The organism is Streptomyces sp. NPDC002306, assembly GCF_053593435.1.
Genome location: NZ_JBSFCK010000056.1, coordinates 1 through 22,557, shown reverse-complemented (window position 1 = coordinate 22,557; position 22,557 = coordinate 1). Strand labels below are relative to the sequence as shown.

General features: G+C 68.0%; 20 protein-coding genes and 1 pseudogene. 13 read left to right on the top strand and 8 right to left on the bottom strand.

All coding sequences use genetic code 11. From position 1 onward, the window contains the following. Positions 1-92: 92 nt before the first annotated feature. Both ACWCQK_RS38675 and ACWCQK_RS38670 read left to right on the top strand, forming a co-directional pair. Positions 93-881 (top strand): DUF5994 family protein, encoded by a 789-nt coding sequence (locus ACWCQK_RS38675; RefSeq protein WP_451163406.1) that lies wholly within the window; start codon positions 93-95, stop codon positions 879-881. After that, positions 836-1,108 carry a hypothetical protein gene (locus ACWCQK_RS38670; protein WP_451163404.1) on the top strand — a complete coding sequence of 91 codons (273 nt, stop codon included), beginning with the start codon at positions 836-838 and terminating at the stop codon, positions 1,106-1,108. Before ACWCQK_RS38675 ends, ACWCQK_RS38670 begins: the two co-directional genes overlap by 46 nt. Before the next feature lie 447 nt (positions 1,109-1,555). On the opposite strand, the gene ACWCQK_RS38665 is transcribed toward ACWCQK_RS38670, so the two are convergent. The 4 genes from ACWCQK_RS38665 to ACWCQK_RS38650 all read right to left on the bottom strand — a co-directional run bounded on the left by ACWCQK_RS38665 (position 1,556) and on the right by ACWCQK_RS38650 (position 5,905). Then, positions 1,556-2,791 carry a PP2C family protein-serine/threonine phosphatase gene (locus ACWCQK_RS38665; protein WP_451163402.1) on the bottom strand — a complete coding sequence of 412 codons (1,236 nt, stop codon included), beginning with the start codon at positions 2,789-2,791 and terminating at the stop codon, positions 1,556-1,558. Between the two features lie 109 nt (positions 2,792-2,900). Next, the gene (locus ACWCQK_RS38660) at positions 2,901-3,902 is read right to left on the bottom strand and encodes an aminoglycoside phosphotransferase family protein (RefSeq protein WP_451163400.1); all 1,002 of its coding nucleotides are present in this window, start codon (positions 3,900-3,902) and stop codon (positions 2,901-2,903) included. 156 nt (positions 3,903-4,058) lie between these two features. Continuing rightward, on the bottom strand, positions 4,059-4,700 hold the full coding sequence (locus ACWCQK_RS38655) for a response regulator (RefSeq protein ID WP_451163398.1): 642 nt from the start codon (positions 4,698-4,700) through the stop codon (positions 4,059-4,061). Beyond that, entirely contained in the window at positions 4,697-5,905 is a 1,209-nt protein-coding gene (locus ACWCQK_RS38650) for a histidine kinase (protein WP_451163396.1), read from the bottom strand. The genes ACWCQK_RS38655 and ACWCQK_RS38650 overlap by 4 nt, the downstream gene beginning before the upstream one ends. A gap of 246 nt (positions 5,906-6,151) precedes the next feature. Here ACWCQK_RS38650 and ACWCQK_RS38645 point away from each other — a divergent pair, with 246 nt between their 5' ends. The 5 genes from ACWCQK_RS38645 (at position 6,152) to ACWCQK_RS38625 (ending at position 14,949) form a co-directional block, all read left to right on the top strand. Next, positions 6,152-6,946, top strand: a complete 795-nt coding sequence (locus ACWCQK_RS38645; RefSeq protein ID WP_451163394.1) for an ABC transporter ATP-binding protein — start codon at positions 6,152-6,154, stop codon at positions 6,944-6,946. Continuing rightward, positions 6,943-9,480 (top strand): FtsX-like permease family protein, encoded by a 2,538-nt coding sequence (locus tag ACWCQK_RS38640; RefSeq protein WP_451163392.1) that lies wholly within the window; start codon positions 6,943-6,945, stop codon positions 9,478-9,480. Before ACWCQK_RS38645 ends, ACWCQK_RS38640 begins: the two co-directional genes overlap by 4 nt. Before the next feature lie 1,152 nt (positions 9,481-10,632). After that, positions 10,633-10,992: a hypothetical protein gene (locus tag ACWCQK_RS38635; RefSeq protein ID WP_451163390.1), complete on the top strand. Its 360-nt coding sequence runs from the start codon at positions 10,633-10,635 to the stop codon at positions 10,990-10,992. A gap of 218 nt (positions 10,993-11,210) precedes the next feature. Further along, a complete protein-coding gene (locus ACWCQK_RS38630) occupies positions 11,211-12,308 on the top strand; it encodes a MerR family transcriptional regulator (protein WP_451163418.1) in 1,098 nt (365 codons plus the stop codon). A 691-nt stretch (positions 12,309-12,999) separates the two neighbouring features. Continuing rightward, complete coding sequence (locus ACWCQK_RS38625) at positions 13,000-14,949, top strand: N-acetylmuramoyl-L-alanine amidase (protein ID WP_451163388.1); 1,950 nt, start codon at positions 13,000-13,002, stop codon at positions 14,947-14,949. Between the two features lie 423 nt (positions 14,950-15,372). On the opposite strand, the gene ACWCQK_RS38620 is transcribed toward ACWCQK_RS38625, so the two are convergent. Both ACWCQK_RS38620 and ACWCQK_RS38615 read right to left on the bottom strand, forming a co-directional pair. Continuing rightward, complete coding sequence (locus ACWCQK_RS38620) at positions 15,373-15,861, bottom strand: hypothetical protein (RefSeq protein WP_451163386.1); 489 nt, start codon at positions 15,859-15,861, stop codon at positions 15,373-15,375. 274 nt (positions 15,862-16,135) lie between these two features. Further along, positions 16,136-16,474, bottom strand: coding sequence for a cyclic-phosphate processing receiver domain-containing protein (locus ACWCQK_RS38615; protein ID WP_451163384.1), 339 nt, complete (start codon positions 16,472-16,474; stop codon positions 16,136-16,138). Positions 16,475-16,788: 314 nt separating this feature from the next. On the opposite strand from ACWCQK_RS38615, the gene ACWCQK_RS38610 reads away from it, so the two are divergent. From ACWCQK_RS38610 to ACWCQK_RS38595, 4 genes are all read left to right on the top strand, one after another. Next, positions 16,789-17,232 (top strand): hypothetical protein, encoded by a 444-nt coding sequence (locus tag ACWCQK_RS38610; protein ID WP_451163382.1) that lies wholly within the window; start codon positions 16,789-16,791, stop codon positions 17,230-17,232. Between the two features lie 403 nt (positions 17,233-17,635). Further along, positions 17,636-17,947, top strand: coding sequence for a hypothetical protein (locus tag ACWCQK_RS38605; protein ID WP_451163380.1), 312 nt, complete (start codon positions 17,636-17,638; stop codon positions 17,945-17,947). A 102-nt stretch (positions 17,948-18,049) separates the two neighbouring features. Then, the gene (locus ACWCQK_RS38600) at positions 18,050-18,472 is read left to right on the top strand and encodes a hypothetical protein (protein ID WP_451163378.1); all 423 of its coding nucleotides are present in this window, start codon (positions 18,050-18,052) and stop codon (positions 18,470-18,472) included. Positions 18,473-19,183: 711 nt separating this feature from the next. After that, complete coding sequence (locus ACWCQK_RS38595) at positions 19,184-19,501, top strand: hypothetical protein (RefSeq protein WP_451163376.1); 318 nt, start codon at positions 19,184-19,186, stop codon at positions 19,499-19,501. Positions 19,502-20,250: 749 nt separating this feature from the next. On the opposite strand, the pseudogene ACWCQK_RS38590 reads toward ACWCQK_RS38595, so the two are convergent. Next, positions 20,251-20,584, bottom strand: a pseudogene (locus tag ACWCQK_RS38590) (site-specific integrase); the annotation flags it as partial. 300 nt (positions 20,585-20,884) lie between these two features. Between ACWCQK_RS38590 and ACWCQK_RS38585 the strand changes: the two are divergent. Then, positions 20,885-21,283, top strand: a complete 399-nt coding sequence (locus ACWCQK_RS38585) for a hypothetical protein (protein ID WP_451163374.1) — start codon at positions 20,885-20,887, stop codon at positions 21,281-21,283. Continuing rightward, positions 21,280-21,471 (top strand): helix-turn-helix transcriptional regulator, encoded by a 192-nt coding sequence (locus ACWCQK_RS38580; RefSeq protein ID WP_451163372.1) that lies wholly within the window; start codon positions 21,280-21,282, stop codon positions 21,469-21,471. The genes ACWCQK_RS38585 and ACWCQK_RS38580 overlap by 4 nt, the downstream gene beginning before the upstream one ends. Positions 21,472-22,133: 662 nt before the next feature. On the opposite strand, the gene ACWCQK_RS38575 is transcribed toward ACWCQK_RS38580, so the two are convergent. Continuing rightward, positions 22,134-22,557 (bottom strand): zinc ribbon domain-containing protein (locus ACWCQK_RS38575; RefSeq protein ID WP_451163370.1); only part of this gene is annotated, 424 nt, incomplete at its 5' end.

The following is a 22,557-nucleotide window of genomic DNA, read 5'->3' as shown; positions in this document are numbered from 1 at the left end:
ATTTCGCACACCGGCCGCCACGCCGGTGTCGTTCTCGGCGAGTGACCACACCGGGCCGCCGCCCCAAGCGGCGGCCGGGAGACAGGTGCGCGATGTCCGCGACCACCGACCAACCCTCGCTGCGGATCGTGCCCTTCAGGGCTCCGACCGCGCGCCTCGCGCTCAAAACGGTGAGCACGTCCCGAGGACCTCTGGACGGTGCCTGGTGGCCCCGCTCCCGGGACCTGACACAGGAACTCCCCGCTCTGGCCGACGTACTGGACCCCTTGTCCGGACGGATCACCCGGATCGCCGTGAACGCGACGTACTGGCCTGCCGTCCCGCGCAGAGTGCCCGTCAACGGTCACGTGGTGAAGGTCGGTTGGTTCACGATAGATCTGGACCCCCACAAGATCCTGTTGCTGTCTCACACCACGGGCAGCTGGAATCTGTTGGTGATACCACCGGAGACCAGCGCCCCGGCAGCCGACCGCCTGATGGCCGCCGCGAGCGACAGCTCCCGCTCTCCGACGACCGCGAGCGCGCTCATGGCAGCGGAACACGCACTCCTCGGCAGCTCCATGACTGACGTGGACCAGGATTCCGAGGAATCCCGGGAGGACGGGGATGACGCTTCCTCCCACCGGGCAGCTGCCGCCCGGCCGGGAGGAGCATCCCGGGCAGGCCGTCGTCGAACCCGCGTCGTCGGCAGTCGCCGAGGCCAGAGGTCGTCAAAACCACTCCCCAGGGGCTCCCGCACACGGACGGCCACGCAGCCCCATTCCGCCGGCACCGACTTCCGTGCTGGTCCTGCACTCGCCGATCCATGGCAACGGACGCTGAAAGACCCGCCATCATGGCAACACTGCACGAGCGGAAGACCTACCGCCAAGCGATCATGAAAATGCTGTACGACGCCACGGAAGGCAACCGTCTCCTCGGCGTCACCGGGGCGAGGCTGCGTGACGGTCTCCAGGTCCCTGAGCAGGATCTGGCGGCGGCCTGCGCATATCTGGTGGGCGAGGAGCTGATCACCGTCGACTGGGCGCAGGGAAACACACCCGCGATGGTGATGTTGACGCATCGGGGAATCCGGCTCATGGAGGCCAAGGAGGAGGAACGCGGCTGACGCGACCCGGTGCACTCTCACGTGCAGCGACCCGGAGGCAGCGGCCCGGCGCAAGCGCGCGATCTACGTCGCCTTCGCCGCCGACGAGCCCGCTTGGCCGCCGCTCGAGCCAGGCCGCTCTCGCGGGGTTCGGACGACTCGTGGCGGCCGAAGTGGGACGTTGCCGTGGGCGTCGGTGGTGTCTCTACTCCATTGCCGGGTGGCCAGCGGCCGTGCTCAGCCGCCCACGTCGTAGTCGTGTCGGTCTGCCACCCGGTGTAGCGCACGTTCGTGGAAACTCGCCGTCGCGGTGGAGATGCTCTGCTGTGGCCGTCCGGCCGGGCGCCTGCCATGCGCGCACTGACCGCCTACGGCCACCAGAACCACCACTACGCGAAGATCAACAGTCACCCTGTGTACGCGACCGCATGAAGTGGACCAGAGCCGGTTCTCGTGAACCAGGCCAGGTCACGGCTGCTGCTTTGTGCGGCCGGCTGAGGCTTGCTGGGCGTCCGCGCCGGAGCTGACGTGTCGTTGGGTCTCCTGGGGGCCGTGCCAGTCCAGGCACATCACGGTGGCATCGTCTTCGAGCCGGCCGCCGGCAGCGTCCCGGACCGCGGACGTCAGCATCAGCGCGGCCTCCCGCGGGTGTAGGCCGCGGGTGCGCTCCATCAGGGCGGGCAGGTCGACCTTCTCCCCGTGACGTTCGACCATGCCGTCGGTGAACATGAGTAGACGGTCGCCACGGCGCAGATCGAGGTCTTGTACGCGGTAGGGGAGGGTCACGAACTCGGACAGCCCGAAGGGATGGTCCACCTCGCAGGTGATCACCTCCACAGCGCCCTCGCGCATGCGCAGTGGCCATGGGTGTCCGGCGTTGAGGAACTGAGCCTGTCCGGTGTGGAGATCGATGCGCAGCAGCTGTCCCGTGGCGTGCCCGTGGCCGTGCTCGACGAGTGCCACGTCGGCCCGGTGGGCCTGTTCGGCCAGGCCGGCTCCTGCGCGGCGGGCGCCACGCAGGGCGCTCACCAGGACCGTAGCGGCCAGGGCGGCATCGATGTCGTGGCCCATGGGATCGGTCACCGACACGTGCAGTGTGTCCCACTCCAGGGTGTAGTCGAAAGTGTCACCGCTGAGGTCTTCGGAGGGCTCCAGGCTCCCGCACAGCGTGAACTGCGCGGCCTCGCACGACAGTGAAGGTGGGAGCAGCTGGTACTGGATCTCCGCTGCCAGGGTGGGTGGCCTGGAGCGTTTGCCCCAGGTGTAGAAGTCGGTGAAACGCCCGTTTGCGATCACGATGTAGGCCAGGACATGAGCGGCTTCCCCGACCTCATCAATGACGTCCTCGCCGGGGTCGTCCGGCAGGAGCAGTTCCAGCAGCCCGATCGCATCCCCCCGATTGGTGACCGGTACGATCACCCGCTGCCCCTGGCTGGTCGCCTCCTGATACAGCCGCTGTGTACGGATCACCTCCTCATAGACACTGCCGAACAAGGGGATCCGCTCCGCCTCACGCCCATCTTCCGCAGGGGCGGTGGACAGGCGGGCGACGGCCTTCCCCGTCAGGTCCACGATGAGGAAAGTGACCTTCGTGGCCTCGAAACGCCGCCGCAGGTCCTCCGCAATCACGTCGACCGCATCCACCGGCGCCGCCGTCTCCGCTGCGGTCAGCAACCGGGGAAGTGCGCTCTGCCCACCACTCACGACCGCAGTCCTTTCCGCCCGTCCCGCCTACCAGCCTGGGAGTCACCACGGCGAGCGTAAACACATGAAAGTCACAATAAGCGAAAATAGCTATATTATGCGCTTACAGCTAGGTGTTTGTTCCTTTATGTCTATTCATGGACGCGCCCGTCGACCGTTCCGGTCGCGAACCCGACGCAAGGCCGGCAGTCGCATTCTTCTTCGCCGCCCCTGGGGATCTGTCTGATTCCAGAATGCGGTCGAGTGTCTGGCGCCCCATCCTGCTCATCGTCGGATTGCTCTTGACGTAGTACCAGACAGTGCCCATCGCCTGTGCGAAGGCCCACGCTTTGCCGCGCTCCCACTCGAGTTCGTCGCAGCCCAGTGTCCGGCGGAGCACTTCCCGCGGACTCCGTTGCAGCAGATGCCAGGCACTCACCAGATCCAGCGCCGGGTCGGCCGGTCCGAAGCCGCCGCCATCGAGTACGCCGCTGAGCCGGCCGCCCGCGACCAGCACGTTGCCTGGGATCAGGTCACTATGGCTCATCACGTCGGCAGCCGTGCGTGGCAGCTCCCGCAGGCGGCTCCACACCTGGCGCAGCCGGGGCACGTCGAGAAGCCCGTCGCTCTGTGCGAAGCACTTCTCCATCCATTCGTCCTGGTGGGTGAGAACGCCGCCACGGCCCTCGCCATTGAAGAGGCGCCCGCGTGTATCGGCCTCTCGGAGGGCGGCGATCAATGTTGCGAGGTCCTGCGCGAAGGCAGCGGACCCGCTCGGGTCGGCTTCCGAGGCGACTGTTCCCGGCAGCCACGTCTGGACCGACCACGGCATGGGGTAGCCCGCTCCGGGGTCTCCCAAGGCGACGGGTTGCGGGGCAGGGAAAGGAGACACCTGCGCCAGCTCCGCGCCCGCTCGGGCTTCCTGGTTCAGGACCGCGAGCGTCTCCGCGGCATCGGTCAGACGCAGTGGGAACCGTGCTGAGAGGTCGTTCCCTATGCGGAAGATGGCGTTGACCGTCCCCGTCGACTGCAGGGGTCGGATCTCCTTGCCGCTCCACTGAGGGAACTGTTTCCGGATCAAGGTCGCGACTGTTTCGGTGGTCACGTCTACTTGATCATGATGCATGATCATCTCTCGCACGCTCTTTCACTCATACTGCGCCTGAACGCAGACCGGCCAACCGCTCGCCATCCCTGAGCGGCTGGATCAAGACATTCCTCCACCCAGCGGAGAGCACGGCGCTATCAAGGCAGTCGCGGCCGCCAGCTATGGCTACCCGTCGGTGATTCACCCGACCAGGTTCCGCTCCCACGCCCAGGCGGCGATCTCCACGCGGTTCCGGGCGGCGAGTTTCGTCTGGATGTGGCTGAGGTGGGTCTTCACCGTGCCGACGGTGATGAACAGCTGTTCCGAGATCTCGGCGTTCGTCCGGCCGCGGGCGACCAGACGCACCACGTCGGTCTCGCGTGGAGACAGGACCTCGGTGTCACCCAGGGGGGCCGGGACGGTCAGCCTCTCCAGGAGTCGCACGGTGATCGACGGGCTGATCAGGGCTTCGCCGGAGTCCGCCGCACGGATGGCTTCGACCAGCAGGGCGGGACCGGAGTCTTTCAACAGGAAACCGCAGGCTCCGTTGCGCAGGGCGGTGTGGACGTACTCGTCCTGGTCGAAGGTGGTGGCGATGACGACCTTCACCGGATCGGAGACGTCCGGCCCGGCGAGGAGGCGCAGTGCCTCCAGACCGTCCATGTGCGGCATGCGGATGTCCATCAGCGCCACGTCCGGGCGCAGTCGCCGTGCCATCTCCACCGCCTGGACGCCGTCGGACGCCTCACCCACCAGTTCCATGTCCGGCTGGGCTTTGATGATCATGCCGAATCCGGCCCGGACCATCGACTGGTCGTCGGCGACGAGTACCCGGATCGTCATTCCCCGCTCCCGCTCTTCATGTCTGTCCCGACAGTCAAGGGCAGCGCCGCCTCGACAACCCAGCCTCCGTCGATCCCCGGCTCCGTGCGCAGCCGGCCACCGATCGCCCCCACGCGTTCGTCCAGTCCGACCAGCCCGAACCCCGACCGGTCGAAGGGCTTGCCCGAACGCTGAGCGGGCACCTGCGGGCCGTCGTTGACCACCCGTACGAACAGCCACCGGGGAGTGCGTTCGATGCTGACCTCCACCTCGCTCGCGGCCCCCGCGTGCTTCCTGACATTGGTGAGCGCTTCCATCACGACGCGGTAGGCGGAGGTCGTCACCTCCAACGGGAGGTCGTCGCCCGCGTCGTCGCCCGACAGCCGGGCCACCGGGCCGCCGCCCGCCGCGAACTCGTCGACCAGCCGTGCCAGGTCACCGAGGCCGCCTGCCGGGTGGAGCGCGACCCGGTCATCCTCCTGGCGCAGTACGCCGACCATCCGCCGCATCGCGGACATGGTCTTGGTACCGGCCTCCTCGATCTCCTGGAGCGCGTCGACCGCCATCCCTGGCGCGGTTCCGGCGACATAGCGCGCCCCTTGCGCCTGGACGACGATGCCGGTCACGTGGTGAGCGACGAAGTCGTGCAGGTCCCTGGCGAACTCCGTGCGCTGCTCGGCCCGTACTGCCGCGAGCTGCTGTTCACGGGCGGTCATCTGGAAGCGCAGATACAGGCCGGTGACCACCGCCGCGGCGGCCAGCAGTCCCTGCAGGAATCCGAAGACCATGGCGACGTCCCAGGACAGGCCCCGTACAGGCTGGACACACAGCGCCACGCAGAGGCCTGCCGCCGAGACAGGCATGAGCCGACCCTGGGCCCGACGCACCACGGTGATCAGCATCAGCAGCAGCCCGAAGGTCTCCGCCCACCCCCAGGGACCGTAGTCGTGCCTCAGGGCGAGCAGTGCCGTACCGGCGAGGGAGCAGACCGCCAGGGCGAGGCCGGCCATCGGCAGCCGCTTCCCGTAGCGCTGCTCCCCCAGCCACAGCAGGCCGGTGACCAGGGCGAGGCCCACGTGCACGGTCCATCCCCAGCCCGAGGTCCGGTCATGGGCGACGAGAACGAGGGTGAGGGCGGTGTCGGTGAGGGCCAGGACTGCCATGACGGCCACTGCGGCCGCCCGGCCGGCCTGCGCCCAGCGACGTGCTTGTTGCGCGTTCAACACACGAAAACGATAGCCGTCCGTCCTCCAGAGCGGATCTGCCGAAAGTCGGATGGCCCGGCAGGCACGTCCCCCGAAGACCTGTCCTGCGACAGATGTGCAGGTCGAGGCCGCGCCGCGAAGCTGATCTCACCCACTACGACGGCACGGACGGTGCTCACCGACTCCGGCACGGGCACGCAACACCCGGCTCGCCACTGTTCGCGGTCACGCACCAACCGACACAGGCATCCTCAGGAGTAGGAAACGATGTTCAGTCCCCCTGTATCCCCTGCCAACGCCCTGCATCACGGTCATCACGTCGGCCACCCGATGGCCGGTGCGGCCGCCGCGGTCGACCTGGTCAAGGTGTACGGCAAGGGGGACACGGAAGTGAGAGCCCTCGACGGGGTGAGCGTCGAGTTCGCACGCGCCCGGTTCACCGCCATCATGGGCCCCTCGGGATCCGGGAAGTCCACCCTCATGCACTGTCTGGCCGGGCTCGACCAGGCCACCTCCGGGCAGGCCCTGCTCGCGGGCACCGACCTCACGACGCAGAGCGACCGGGTGCTCACCCAGGTGCGTCGCGAGCGCATCGGGTTCGTCTTCCAGGCGTTCAACCTGCTCCCGCACCTCACCGCCCGGCAGAACATCACCCTGCCCCTCGACCTGTCCGGCCGCCGGCCCGAGCCCCAGCTGTTCCAGCGCCTGGTCACCGCCCTCGGCATCGCCGACCGGCTCGAACACCGGCCCAGCGAGCTGTCCGGCGGGCAGCAGCAGAGGGTGGCCGTCGCCCGTGCCATGGTGTCGCGGCCGGAGGTCGTCTTCGCCGACGAACCGACCGGCAACCTCGACTCCCGCGCGGGGGCGGAGGTACTGGCCATGCTGCGGGCCTCGGTGCGCGAATTCGGCCAGACCGTCGTCATGGTCACCCACGATCCCGGCGCCGCCGCCTACGCCGACCGCGTGGTACTGCTCGCCGACGGACGGGTCGCCGGCGAGATCGAGCGCCCCGACCACGCCTCGGTGACCGAGGCCCTGCGCCGGCTGGCGGTCGGCCGATGAGCCTGCTGCGCACCCAGATCGCCGGCGCCCTGCACCGGCCCGCACGACTCCTGCTGACCGGGCTGGCCGTCGCCGTGGCCGCGTTCGTGGTCTTCGCCACCGTCCTCGCCCAGCAGGCACTCGAACGAACCGTCCTGGACAACCTGCACGGCACTCCAGCGGCGGCCGACATCGTCATCCACTCCGATCCGGAGGTCTCGGTGCAGGCCGCCGCGCTCCCCGAGGTGCGCCGCGTGCCGGGAGTGGCCGAAGCTCAGGCACGCACGACCGCCTACCTCAAGCTGCGCCGCCCCGCGGGCATCAGCCTGGCGATGAGCGCCGACCCCGGCAAGGGCGAACTCGCTCTGGTCCACGTGGTCAAGGGCAGCTACCCGCACGCGCCCGGCGAGATGGCCCTCACCGAACGCTCCGCGAACCGGCTCGGCGTCGGCATCGGCGACACGGTCTCCGTGCTGTCCGGTCCGCAGCAGGACCGGCCGGTCGCTCTGAAGATCACCGGATTCGCCGTGGCGCCCGACGCAGCGGGAGGGGTGGACGGAGAGCAGGCGTACGCTCCCGACACCACCGTGTTCCGGGTCGGTGGACCGGATGTTTCCGTCAGCCAGATCGATGTGCGCCTCACGCCCGGCGCCGACGCGCAGCAGACCCTGACCGCCCTGGAGACGGCGGCGGGTCCGGACGCGAGGACCAAGGCACATGTGTTCTCCGGAGACCGGACTCGCGCCCAGGAGAGGCAGAAGGTCACCGGCCAGTACGACGCCCTCTTCACGATCGTCTCGGTGTTCGAGACGGTCGCGGTGATCGCGGCGGCGCTGGTGGCGACCTCCACGTTCCGGATCGTCTTCGCCCAGCGGATGCGGCAGCTCGCCCTGCTGCGCGCGGTGGGTGCCGACCGCAAACCGCTGGTGCGTGCGCTGGCCGCGGAGGGGGCCCTGACCGGGGCCGTCGCCGGTGCCTGCGGAGTGACTTTCGCCGCGGTCGTGGGCAATGGCCTGCCCGTCGTGCTCGGCTTCTTCGGCACCCATGTGTCCATGCCTGGCCTGCCGCTCGGCCCGGCTCTCGCCGTGGTACTCGGCGCGGTGGCGATGACCGTGATCGCGGTGCTCTCGCCTGCAGCGAGCGCGGCCCGCGTCTCCCCGCTGGAAGCCCTCCGCAGCGCTTCCACCTCCGCCGGACAGCAAGGTATCGGTCGCGCCCGCGCCCTGTGGGGTGGCCTCCTGGTGGCAGTCTCACTGCTGCTCGCGGCGATCGCCACGGCCAAGCTTCCCAAGGCCGGCCAAGAGGACATTCCGAAGAGCGTCCTGTTCCTGATCGTGTTCTCCGGAGGACTTGCGTACTTCGCGCTGGTCGCGCTCGGTCCCGTACTCGTCCGCCCGATCCTGCGGGTGGTGGGATGGCCGCTTCGGATGTCCGGGCCCCTCGGCCGGCTGGCCGTCGGCGGCGTCGGCGGGGCAACCCGGCGGGCCGCCGCGGTGAGCGTCGTCGTCGGACTCGGCGTCACCATGATCGGAGTGGTGCTGGTGGGCGCCACCTACGAGCAAAAAACGGTCGACCGCATGGTCACCGCACTCGCGCCCAGCGACTTCTGGCTCAACTCCTCCGAGGGCAAGCCCCTGCCAGAGGCCATGGTGAGGAACGCGGGCCGGGCGAAAACCCTGACCCGTGTGCTGCCCGAGCGCACCGCGGCGGTGGGAATCGGCACCCGGCCCCAGGAGAACACGGCCGTTGACCTCGATCTGCGCAAGCTGCCGACCTGGCACCAGTTGCGGACCACGAGCGGCTCCGTGCAGGACATCGCCCCGGGCGGCGTCGCGCTGCTCCAGGGCACCGCACACCGCGCACGAACGGCGGTCGGCGACACGATCACCCTGACCTACGGCACACACTCGGCCAAGGTCAAGGTGGTGGCAATCCTCGACGCGGCGCCGCTCGGCGCCGACATCCTCACCACCCCTGCCGACCTGAACCGGCTCGGCGTGCCCGCCGGTCCCACCGGACTGCTCGCCGACGCGGCGGCCGCCGGCGAACAGGGCCGCAACAACGCCGTCCGGACGCTCAGCGCCGTCATCGGCACGAAGGACCAGGCCTATCTCACGGTCCTCGCCGACCAGCGCGACAGTCTCCTCTCAGGGCTCGCCTACACCGTGGGCGGATCCCTCGCCCTCACCGGCCTCACCGTGGTGATCGCGATCACCGGCGTCGGCGCCACCACCGCCCTGTCCGTCGTCGAACGCGTCCGCGAAGCGGGCCTGCTTCGGGCGGTGGGACTCACCCGACGGGGCCTCAGCGGCGCGATGACCCTGGAAGCCGCCCTCTACGGCGCCATCGGCGCCACCATGGGCCTCCTGCTCGCCGTCCCCTACTCCTGGCTGATTCTCAAAGCGCTCGGCGCCAGCGGTCCGGTCGAGTTCCCCGTCATCCAACTCCTCGGCCTCGTCATGGCCCTGACCGCCCTCACCGCCCTGGCCGGCGCCCTGCCGGCGCGCCGTGCCGCGCGGGTAAGTCCCGTGGCGGCCCTGGCGGTCGACGGCTGAACACGGGCGACGCCCCTCCACCCCGTGCGCCGCAACCTTCACAGCAGGTTGCGGCGCACCGTTCGTCTCCCCGCCCGCCACCGACGTACAGGGCCCGCGGACGCCGCCGACGACGCGGGTAGTCAAGAACAAGCGGCCCAGCCAGGCTGGGCACAGCACGGCGCCCCATGGGCCGACCGCCGACGCGGCAGGCCGGCCCTGCTCCGCGTAGCGGCAGCACGCAATTGCGCGGCACGCATACGGCGGCGGCGCGCCTGGGGCCTCGCAGTTCCAGGCGCGCCGCCGTGAGCGGGATACCAGTGCAACTGTGGTCAGCAGCCGAACCGCCCTGCGGTGTGCAGGTCAGCGGCGGCCGCCGTGGCGGTGGTAACCCCAGGACTCGTCGTCGACGAAACGGGCCGCGGTCGCCGCGCAGGGTCGCGGTGCCGTAGTCGTGGCGGCCCACCGACCACGCATTCTTGAGCCGGTGACCCGCTCGTGTCGCGGTCGCTGACAGACATCAGGCCGGCTACTGCGCTCCACCCCGCCCCGATCACCTTGGGCAGTGGGTGGCGGCGCATCAACGGGCGTACAAGCCCGTACAGATGACTGCCAGCACCCACAGCGACTGAAGCGTCGGAGGGCGCTGCGGGCGATCGACCCGGACCGGAACCCGGCCTGAAGGGCGGACTGACAGCGCCACTACGCCGCCGTAGGCGTACTGCTGGTTGCCGAAGCCGGGCCGGCCGAACTCCGGCCCAGGGGCACGGTTCGCGGTGCACGGCACGGACGTCGTACGGTGGCTCGCCCGTCAACTCCGTTATACGCGGTTTGAGTCGGGTTGATGTGTGGGTCTTGACCGTCTTCGATCACGCCCGGGCCGTGGTCCTCCGCCTGAGGTGTTCGCAAGCGGACTCGCCGCCGAAGCAGCCGTGGAGGCAGCCGGTGCCCTCAGGGGTCCCAGGCGAGAGTCTGCAATGTGCCTACCTCCCCTCCCGCCTGAGTGCCGACTACGTGGTGTGTACTTCTTTCGGAGCGGTCCCGTCCAAGGCGTGAACCGGTCCAGCACGGGGCCCCACACCCGTCGCGCAGCGGGCGCTGCGAGCGTCCCTGGGTTGTTCTCGTGCAGGCGAATTGACGAGTCGCCAGTGCGGACCGCCGTTCCAGTGAAGCGTGCGGCAGACACTGCGGCTGATCGGCAAGGCCGAGCACGGCATCCGCACCAGCACCATCGACTTGGGGCTCTCGGGCCGCGGACTGATCGGCACGGCCCGCCTGGCGCGAGCGCATCCGCTGGCTGCCAGAGCTCTGGCGGCTGCTGCCAGCATCTACGCCTTACGACAACCGCAGCCGACTCCCGGAAACTCGCGCGACGCTCTCCCAGTTCGGCACGCCGTCCTGTTCCAGCTGTTCGAAGCGCTCACCCAGCACGAGCTGCACGAACGCGCCTGGAAAGCGCCGAACGCGGCACCGCGGACGCGGACCTGCCGGTCCAAATTGTGTACCTGCTGGCCAGAGCACCCGAACCGATGACCCGCACCGACATCCTGTCCGCCCTCCCCCACGCCGGTGGACGAACCGCGCGCCACCAGCAGAGGAACGGACTCGGACGCCTCCCGTACCGCTTCCCCGCCATTCACGAGGCAGCAGGCGGCACCACGCGGTAAATGTCAACTCGGCTCTCGCTGCCGACTCTTGACCCTCACGTGACGTCAGGCTGCATAGTCGGGGCTGTGGAAGATCACTGGACCGTGGGACGCGTGGCCGAGCTGGCCGGCGTAACCGTCCGCACGCTGCATCACTATGACGAGATCGGGCTCGTGCGTCCTTCGGCTCGGACCGCGGCCGGGTATCGGGCCTACTCGGCGGGCGACGTGGAGCGGCTACGGGAGGTGCTGGCCTACCGGCGCCTGGGCTTCGGCCTGCGAGCGGTTGCAGAACTGGTCGACGACTCCTCGACCGACGCGGTCGCACACCTGCGCCAGCTGCGCGGCCTGCTGCTGGAGCGGCGTGATCGCACTGACGCCATGGTGGCGGCCATCGACAGGGAATTAAAGGCACGGGCGCAGGGATTGATGGTGACACCGACGAAGCAGCTGGAGATCCTCGGTGCGCGGCTGTATGACACGATCGGCGGCGCGTACACCGCGACACGGCGTACCGAGCCCCGGATCGCCGCGCAGATCCTGGACGCGCTCGGGGACGCACAGACGGTGCTGAATGTCGGGGCCGGCACCGGTTCCTACGAGCCTGCTGAACGCGACGTGACCGCGGTGGAGCCGTCGGCGGTCATGCGCGGGCAACGGCCTGCCGGCTCGGCGCCGTGCCTGGCAGCCGCCGCAGAGAGGCTGCCGTTCGAGGACCACTCCTTCGACGCCGCGATGGCCGTCTCCACCGTTCACCACTGGGGGGATCCGATGGCGGGGCTGCGCGAGATGCGGCGCGTGGCCCGCCGCGTCGTGGTGCTCACGTTCGACACCGACGAGAGCGGATGGCAGGACCGGTTCTGGCTCACCCGCGACTACCTGCCCGAATTCGCCGCCGTCCTCGCAGAATTTCCCTCGCTTGCCGCGATGGCCGACGCGATCGGCGCCCGCGCTGAGCCGGTACCCATCCCGTGGGACTGCGCTGACGGCCTGTTCGAGGCGTACTGGCGTCGCCCCGGGGCGTATCTGGAGGATCACGTGCGTCGTGCGATGTCGGTGTGGACGAGGGTCGGGCCGGAAGCCGAGCAGCGGGCGGTGCAAAGCCTCAGCGACGACCTCGACTCCGGCCGGTGGACCGAGCGCAACAGCGACCTCGCAGACCTCGAAGCAGCAGATCTCGGCCTCCGCCTGCTCATCACTTGATGCGAGCACGTTGACGGCCCGGGAGGGCGCGCCTCTGCGCGACAGATCCAGTCGTCGAGCGCCAAGGAAGCCGCCTGTCAGTTCCCCTCTCCCGTCCGATGCGGTGGGGACACTCGCTGCTGATGCCGACGCACGGGTCGTCGCAGAGCTGGCGTTGTGGACTACGCCTTCAGTCGCTGCCCGGCTCACCGGGCATCCGCAGGCCGGGGGGCGGGGCAGCTCCGGCACTGGCAGTTGCAACCGAGCGCTGATCGGTTCCGGCACTCAGGAAGGGGCGAGCGCGACGCCTCTTGGGAGTGGCGGGGTCTCCCCTGCCGCGAGGACCCGCTCAAGGTCTTCACACCTTCTTGGCCTGAGCGCAACGCGTTCACGTGCATCGACCACGTAACGTCGTTGTGTCGTCAAACAAATCCCCCGTGACGTCTGTCGCCACGGGGCTCCTTCGTCATGGGCCGGCGGCCCGCACGGCAACGTGGCCGGTGTGGGCTCCTCACGCCCCACCCAGCGACGACGGCCCTCCGAAGCCAGTAACGCCGCCTGGTCGCACGCATGGGAGCAGGTTCTGCATGGACGACCGGTCGGATACTGCGGCCGGCGCTCAAGGCCCCGGCATGCGTGGTCCCTGGTGGCCACCTGGTCAGCGGAGTGCTCGACGACTTCCACCTCTGAGCTCCCGTAAAGGATCAGCACCTTGCACAAGAGGAAGACGCGGCGGCAGCGTGTGACGCTCGCCATCGCGATCGGTGCCGTGGCCGCAGGCGGCCTCGCCGTCCTGCCGATCACCGCGCTGGCCGACACGACGAGCGGCACCGCAGGCACCGCGAGCAGCGCCCGGCAGCAGGACTTCGCCTCGGCCGCGGCGGAGTACCACGTCCCGTCGAGCGTCCTGCTCGGCCTGGCGTACCAGGAGTCGGCCTGGGAGTCGCACGGCGCGCAGGCCAGCGCCGACGGCGGCTACGGGCCCATGCACCTCACCGACGTGACCCCGGACATGATGGCTTCCGGCGGCGCGGGTGCCGTCGGCCGCGGCGATCTGAAGTCGATGGCCGCGAACCCGGCGCTGCACACCCTGCAGGCCGCCGCGAAGCTGACCGGCCTGTCCGAGGACGCGCTGCGCAAGGACCCCGCGGCGAACATCCGCGGCGGCGCGGCCCTGCTGGCCTCGTACCAGAAGCAGGTGGCCGGCACCGTGCCGTCGGACGCGGCCCAGTGGTACGGCGCGGTCGCCCGCTACAGCCAGTCGACGCAGAAGCAGGCTGCGGCCGGCTTCGCCGACCGCGTCTACGCCACCATCCGCGGCGGCGCCGGCGTCACCACCAAGGACGGCCAGCGGGTCCGGCTCGACGCCACCCCCTCGGTCAGCCCCGCCACCACCCAGGTGGAGCGGCTGCACCTGAAGGCCGCCGCGGACACCGACACCGAGTGCCCGCCGGCCGTGCCGTGCACCTTCGTGCCCGGCTCCCCGGCCGGCACGCAGGTGTCGAACCGCCCCGCCAACGGCATCAAGATCGACACCATCGTCATCCACGACCTGGAGGGCACGTACGACTCCAGCGTGGCCGCTCTCGCCAACCCGACGAACAGCGTGTCGACCCAGTACGTCATGCGGTCCTCGGACGGCGCCGTGACGCAGATGGTGGCCACGAAGGACATCGCGTTCCACGCGGGCAACTACTCCTCGAACCTGCACTCGATCGGCATCGAGCACGAGGGCTACGCCGCGCACGGCGCCACCTGGTACACCGAGGCCCAGTACGAGTCCACGGCCCACCTCGTGCAGTACCTGGCCCACCGGTTCGGCATACCACTGGACCGCCAGCACATCCTGGGTCACGACGACGTCGCCGGGCCGAGCCTGAGCGGTGTCCGCGCGCAGCACTGGGACCCGGGACCGAGCTGGGACTGGGACCACTTCATGCGCCTGCTCGGCGCGCCGCTCAGCGGCCTGCGCGGCACCGCGCCCGTGGGCTCGGTCGTGACCATCGACCCCGTCTTCGACACCAACCTGCAGACCGTCCAGGTGTGCCCGATCGACGACCCGACCGGTGCGACGACCGCGTGCACGGACCGGCAGCAAGCGTCCAACTTCGTCTTCCTGCGCACCGCGCCCGACGCGTCCGCCCCGCTCTTCGGGGACCAGGCGATCCACGGCACGGCCGCAGGCACGGACAAGATCAGCGACTGGGGCAGCACCGCGCAGAGCGGCCAGCAGTTCGTCGTCGCCGACCAGCAGGACGACTGGACGGCGATCTGGTTCAGCGGCGCGAAGGTGTGGTTCCACAACCCGAACGGCCAGAACACCAAGCAGGCCTACGGCGTGAAGACCATCTCCGCCGCGGGCAGCACCCCGGTGGCCATCTACGGGTCGAGCTACCCGGACGCCTCGGAGTACCCGGCCGGCCTGGGCGCCTCGACGCAGGCCCCGATCAGCGGGTACAGCCTCCCCGCCGGCCAGGCATACGTCGCCACCCGGCCGCCGAACGCGACGGTGGACTACTTCAAGTCCAGCGGGACGGTCGTCACCGGCGCGAAGACGCAGTACACGATCCAGTACAACCACCGAGTGGCGCTGGTGTACTCGGGCGACGTCACGGCGACTCCCGTCACCAAGCACTGGGAAGACAGCGGCGCGAAGCACTGACGCGCAGGCACGCAGGCGGCCGTGAGCGCGAATTGTCGCCAGGTGGCCCGGCCAGGGCGCTGAACCCGGGCCGGGCCACCGGCATGTACAGGGCGCGGCGGGTCGGATGCGGCTGGACGCTGCCGGCCCGGATGGTGCCACGCGGAACGGGCCTCCAACGCGCGACGTGCGGCCCGGTGACCGGCTCTGTACGACTGCGCACGGCCCCCTAATCGGCGCCGCCACGACTGCGGGCCCGTAGCGACGTGCGCGGGAAGGCTCCCGTCCCGTCCGCCAAGGCCCCAGGCAGAGCCGAGCAGAAGCAGCCCCTGACATCCAGGTCGTTTCCATCTGGTCTGAACGCCGGGAACCACGCCCGCTCCACGGTGTGTGGGTCGACGGCGGACGGGACGGAAGCCGGGTATAGGTGTGTGGTTGAAGTGGTCAGGCGAGCGTCGACCGGATCCGGTCGACGGCACGCAGAACCTCGCCTCTGTTCTTTGCGCTCTTGATCCAGGTTGGTAGCCGCGCGACGACTGTCATCTTCTTGACCTGCGCATTCCATGGGGCTCTTTCACGCAACGGTGCCTGCACGAACTGCCGGAGCAGCTCCAGGTGCTCTGGGTTGTAGGCCCACAACCAGCCGTGTCGTGTCTCCGCCTGCAACCACAACGGCAGATTGAAGTAGGGATCTGTGGCTTCACCACGCCCCCGGAAGAGTCGAAACTCTCCACCGGCCTCATCCCGATTCAGACCGCACATCCGACAGACGAGACGGCGGCGCGCGAATACCGAGGAGACCGAGCCATCGGCCGTAGGCACCGCCAGGGCAACGTGCGCAATCCCAGCGCACTTCGGACAGCACACGAGCACATGATCGATGAAGTGGTACTTCGCGTGTCGACCGCCCCGGAACCGCTGCGGCGCGAGCATGACGCCAGTATGCGACCCCTCCACCTCTCCATGTTCGGAATAACCTTGCCCTTCCCGTGCCTGATCAGGCAGGGAACTGGCTGGCAGCGAAGGCCGAACTGTCAAGGGCGCCTGGGCCGTCTGACGCCACCGGCTGACACCAACAACGGACTACGGCGCCGATCAACGCCGAACCGCAACGGCAGCCGGACCAGGCTTCAGCGGATGCCTATCGTGGTCGAGATGGCGCCTCGATCGTCCTGATAAGGATGAGGCCAGACTTCAAAGCGGATTCCTAGACCGTCGCCCGCCGGACCTGGTAGTTCCAGTGTGTGAGCGACCGGACGACGGTCTCGGCGCCAATGGGGTTGGCGCTGTGCACGTAGACCGTGCCGATCCGGAAAGGCCGCCCGTTGAAAGCTGCTTCTTCCAGGAGGGTCACCACGGGCAAGATGCTGTCGTCACCGCCGAGGTCGTGGTCGAGCCAGAGTTCATCGATGAAGCTGTCGCGGTGCTCTTGCAGGAGCTTGACACCTTCGCCGCTGCTGCGCGCGATCCGCGTGGTCCAAGGCAGTGGCCGGAGATCGTCTATGCCAAGGATGACCGGCGACGGTACGGGCGACTCTTCTTTCATTCGACCATCATCACCGCACGGCCGCCGCTGTGCCCCCTCCTCAGCAGCCTTCGTGATCATGGCCACGGCTCGTGCCACAAGCGTGCCAGATCCAGCGGGGAGCCACGGGGAACGACAGTGGCCGACAGGTGGCTGATCCCGCGACTACCGACGTAAGCGCTTCGCAGGTCAGACCAGCAATTGCCCCACCTCGCTCCTAGAGCGGGGCTTCCCGGGATCACCGTCCGCAGGCTGGCCGGCAGGTCCACCCGCTCGCGCCGCACCCCCGGGTTGGAGGAGTCGACGCAGCCAGCAGTAAGCCCTAGCCTCACGCCATGACTGACGCAGTCGAGGCTGAGGATGCCGTCAAGAATCGCTGCCTGAGAGCAGCCCGCATGCTTGCCCCATGCGTGAACTACTTCGTCGAACGAGTCTCGTTCGGGGCCGTGGACGACAGTGATTGTGTGGATGTCTTCCTCAGGGAGGGGCCGCACAAGCCAGACGTCATGATCTCGCTTACCTATCTGCACCACGTCGAGACGGGAGATTCGATCGCGGTTCAAGGCTCCTTCGTCGACAAGATCTTGGTGGATTACCTTCCGCGGCTGCCACACCCATGGCCTGACGATGCCATTGGCCTGATCGACCGCTCTGCCGATCTCCCCGAGTTGGTACGGCTCCGGATCGCAGGGCCTTCGGAGGTCGATGTCGTCGCATCCTGCCTCACCGTCTACACCGCGATGAGCGACGACGAAGCAAGCTTGCCGCTACATGAATGAGCAGGGCACAGGCGGTTGCTGTACCGCAGCGAAGTACAGCAACCACAGCAACCGACCCCAACCATCAGTACCCCGCAAAGGTCGTGGAGGGGCTGATACGAGCGTCAGCGACTGATCTCTATAGAGCTACGGATCAGAAGGGGGCCGTGTCCGATGCGTGCCCGAGGGGACGGTAAACCATGGTCAACAGCGGGCGCCAAGCCGAGCTCAGCGGTTCGCCCTGGCACTCGTTGATTCGGGTCATAACACAACCGAGACCATAAGGCCCGGTGATTCCCAAGCTCAGGTTTCGGGGAGAATTTCTTGGCCGCCACCGATGTGCCGCGCCGCACTACCCTCATGACCTGTGCTGACGTGTAGTGCGGCAGGATGTCTCACCATGAGCGATGCTCCCATTCCCCCCGTGAGCGATCCTGCCGCCGAGTTCCTGGAGCAAGGGCAACAAGCCGCTGCAAGGGGAGATTGGAAAGCGGCTGTCACCGCCTGGATCGCTGGTTCGAATGCTGGCAGCTTGGAATCGGCGAACCTGGTGCTCACGGGGATCGCGCCTCTGAAGGGCCAGGCCGATGCCGGGGACGTCGAAGCGCAGGCCCTTCTGGCAGGAGCGCTGCTCGACTTCGTGGACGATTCGGCGCTGCCGATGGTGCTGACCTTCGCAACAGCCGCAGCACGAGCCGGGAATCCGGCCGCCCAGCGCACCTTGGGCCTCATGTAGCGCACCGGCCGCGGAGTCGAGGCAGACACACACCAAGCCGAGGCCCTGTTCACTACAGCTGCGAAGGTCGGCGACGCGTACGCCGCATTCAACTTGGCGGGCGTGCACATCACCGGTGATGCCCGAGTGAGAGACCATGACCAGTGCCTGCGTCTGCTGCGTCAGGCCGTCAAGGGGGGCGTGACCGAGACTGCCGCCGTCCTCGGCAACCGGCTTGCCGCGATCGATGAGGACGTCGAAGCAATGAGTTGGTACCTGTATGCCGCCGAGCGAGGCCACACGGGCTCGATGTTCGCCGCCGGCTGCTGGTACCGCGACGGTCTAGGAACAGCGCCGGACTCGGTCCAGGCCGTGCGGTGGTTCCTGGCCATGCTCGACCACAGTAACGGAAACGGGATTCACGAAGCGATCCAGCTGGTGAAACGCGGCATGACCGACGAACAGATCCGCGCCGCCGGTGAACTGGCCCGCTGCCCCTCCGAAGCCAGAACGCTCATCGCCATGGCCCGCGAACGCGGCTGGTGATCGCCCAGCGCCACAGCCGTCTCAGTTTCCGTCTCATTCAGCTCCATTCACGGCGGTTCAAACGAAACCAGAGCCCGAGTGCCACCCATCAGCCAGCCGTCGATAAGCGAGGCTGAACGACCCTGCACGAACCTCGCCACCCCACCACCACAGCTGGAAAGCGTGCGTCCTCCCCCGCGAGAGGGTGCGCGGCCGGCGCTGGCAGGTCACCTCGTGGCCATCGACGAAGCCTGGCCGTCGGTTAGGTCCCGGACGAGTCTCCGAGCCGCCCCCAGACAGGCCAGGGATGAAGCCATCTTTTCAGAGCTGGAACCCCCGGAAGCCGACCGCGCGCTTGAGACCATAGACGCAGGCACTGACAACGCACGTGTCGGCGATGGATCGTTGAGCGGGCGAGTGTCCAATTGAGTGACAACACAGACGCACACCGGCGGACGCCCACGAACGTCTGCGGACCATCAGCGCAGGCCCGAGGCCCATCGGCTCAAGACCCAGCTCCCACCCAGGTTGCTTCGGGACGAAGCGGTCCCCGTGCCACAGCCGTGCCACATCGTGCGGTCAGCCACGGTCAACGCCAGCTCGCCGCGGTCGAGAGGTGCCGTTCACTTGGGCTGCTGCGAGAGCCGTCGTCACCTCGACGGACATGCCAAACGCTACGTCCGCCCGTGCAACGCAGTAGTCACGGGCTTCTCGACAGGCCATGATCAGTCCATGGAGGAGTACACGTGGCCAGCGCGTCGCCCCGACTTGCCGGGGCTGTCGCAAGATGAGGTTTGGGCGGCGACGATTGCCGCATTTCCCGTTGGGGCTTCTGTCGCAGGAGAGGTGATCGGACGTCAGCCCTTCGGTGTGTTCATCCAGATCGACGGGCTTCCGGGAGCCGTGGGGCTGGCCGAGATCATTGCCATGCCGAGAGGGATGGGGCTGCCCGTTCTGGGAGCACGCATCCGCGGTAAGGTGATCGACCACGTTGAGCACAACCGCCAGGTGAGAGTTCGGCTGCACGAGGCGGGGGCAGCACTTGGGTGATCACGTTTGTGATGTCCCTGGGGGTATGGGCTCGGGTTAGTGTGCGATGCATGACCAGTGACACCCCGGCATGTCCCGAGTGCAGCCAGCCTTTGAAGTCTGGCGGCCTCGTGCTCTGCAAGCATGAGGACGACGGCCGGCGGACCTGCCGATCGCTGTGGAGGTGTGCAAGTCGGCACGTCTGGTGGAACTGGGCGGATCGGCCGGGCGACCCCCTGGAGATCTGCCCCCTGCCGCAGTTGTTCCGGTGACATCCAACGCTGACATCAACGACCACGAACAGCTGCGGCATTGAGCGGTTGTAGGCGGCAGTCTGTGCGGAGCCGGACCGAGCCAAGGTCCCGCTGGAGCGAATTCCTAAAGCGGGTGTCACAGGTTCGAATCCTGCCGGGATCAGCAAGAAGGGCCGGTTCAGGAGCGATTTCCTCCCAGGCTGGCCCTTCGCGTGTTCGGAGCGTGCCACTGGAGCCAGACGGGGTCCACGTCCCCTGGGTAGAAAGTCGGCGTCTCTCACTGTTGGATACGACGTGTCGAAGAGCGATGACTACGCGAGAACCAGCGTGCGACTGACCCTATGGGGCTGCCTTGCCGGGTTGGCCGTGGCCTTGGCTATTCCGGTGTTCATAGTGGTGATCGTGCTCCTGGGCGGGATGCCGACGCCTTGAAACTGTCGGCCGCTCAGTGGCACGCCTTCTTGCGGTGCAGGTGGCGGATGAAGCGGACCGCGCAGTCGTTGTCTCCATGCGTGCTCATGAGCTGCACTTGCACAACAGACCCTGGTCGGGATCTTCCTCTCGCCCACCCTGGCGGATCATGGCTCCGAGCCGATCGGCGATGGCCCGACCACGGTCACTGGTCATATGCTGACAGATCAGCGCGGCAAGCGAGCTGCTGTGACCCATGCGGGTCATCAGCTCACGAGTACTGGCGTCGACGGTCGAAGCCAGCATGTCGCCGGTGTGCATGAGATCTTCGAAGTGCAGCTCCGGCGTGCCGCCCCACGGCCTCCCTGGCCGCGATCCAGTCGTCGCGGAAGCACGAGAGGGATCGGAAACGGCGCACTGCCCCGCCAAGATCCCCTACACCCATGGCGGGCCCGCGGCGGGAAACCATCCAGCCTGCCACACATCAACTTGGCCAGGAACCAGGCCGGACTCGCTGCCGAAACCCGCAGGTTCGTCCACCGCCGGCGATACCAGCCCCACGTCATCACCGGCTCCTTCAAACCCCCGCACGTCCGCTGCGCCCTCGGGAATGAGCCCAATGCACTTCTCATCAATATGGCCGACCGAACCACACCCAATGTCAAGCTCACTTGACATAGAGGTGCAACGCTTCCTACCGTGTCAAGTACACTTGACACCGCATCAAGGGACGGCACCCGTGCAAGCACACGACGAGATCAAGGCGAGCGCTCGGCTCGTGCTCTGGACACTCGCCTGGGCGGCAAGCCTTGCCCTGGCCAAGTTCGGCCCGCAACGCCTATGGGAGCCGCCACAGCAGATGGCGAGCTGGGCCGCCGTGGCCGTCCATCTCGCCGTCGGCATCGGCTGGATCATCGCCTTCACGCGCTTTCTCCGCGCGCTCGACGAGCTGCAGCGGAAGATCATGCAGGACGCGCTGGCGGTCACTCTCGGCGTGGGGTGGGTTGTCGGATTCTCCTACGTCGTCGCGGACACTGCCAGCCTCGTCACCCACGACGTCGACATTGCAGTCCTCCCCACGCTCATGGGAGTCGTCTTCATGATCGCCTTCGTCGTCGGCAAGATCCGGTACCGGTGAAGAACCGCCTCACAGTCCTTCGCGCCGAACACAGTTGGACTCAGGCCGAACTGGCTCAGCAAGCCGGCGTTTCCCGGCAGACGATCAACGCCATCGAAACAGGGAAGTTCGATCCAAGCCTTCCCCTCGCCTTCCGCCTCGCCAAGCTCTTCGGCCTGAGGATCGAAGAGATCTTCCTCGACGAATAGACCTCATGCGTTTCTCACCGGTACCACTGCGTCACGAGTAGTGGTACTCCCGGCGAACACCCGGGCAGGGCGTCGTACAGGTGGGCGCGCAGGCCCCCGATCGCCATTCAGGCCGGACGAGGTCTCTCACTGGTGCAGCGACCGGCTGACCGTCATCGGCCAGCCCTCCCCATGCGTAGACCTCACGCAGTCGCGTACCGCGGGGAGCCACCGTGCTGGAGGGATCCGTCCGCTCCTTCAACCCGGTGACAGTGACCTACGGCCTTGACGGCCACGGGCGTCGAGGGCCGCAAGGCCTGGCGAATGATGACGGCCGGCAAATCCGCCGCCTGAAAGCCACCCGAGACGCAATGCTCACGCCGCAGTACGGCCGCGGGGCTGCCGAACAGGCGAGGACACCCTCGGCGAACGGGGCTACCCAGGATCGATCCGACGCCTGGTCACCCCCGCGACGATGAGATCGTCTCATCTTGATCACGCTGCGGGCGCAGCCGTCGGCTGGACGTATTTCGGTCGCCCGGGCGGGATCCGCGTGAGATCCTCCCGCCCGTGGCTACTGAGACCGCGGTAGGAGAGCTGTTGTACCAGCGCGGCTGGCTGACGGCATTCACGGTCGCAGAAAGATTGACTGCTCCCCTCCCTGGAGGGAGGGGATTCCTGGCTCAGGCTGCCTTCCGGAGCGGCGCTCCGGAAGGTCTTGTGCCATCAACGCCGGCCGGGTTCAGACCTGCCCGGACAAGCATCACGCGTGCGGAGTTCTTGTCCCTGGGGGACACCGTTTTGCACACGGTGCAGTGGTAGGTTCTCTCGCCGAGCGGCAGCTGGTGCTTGGTTCTCGCACCGCATGCCGCGCAGTCCATCGTGCTGTGGGCGGGATGGACCAGGCGGACGTCCCGTCCATGTTTACGGCCCATCTCCAGCAGCGCCTGTTTCGTCGCGCCGATCGCCGCGTCCGCGGCCTTCCGCGCCATCGTGGTCCTCGAGAGAAACCTCGGCCTGAAGTCCTCGACGGCGAGCGCATCATGACCGGCCACGACACGCTTCGCCCATTTCCGGGCGTGGTCCTGCCGCTGCCGGGCCACCTTC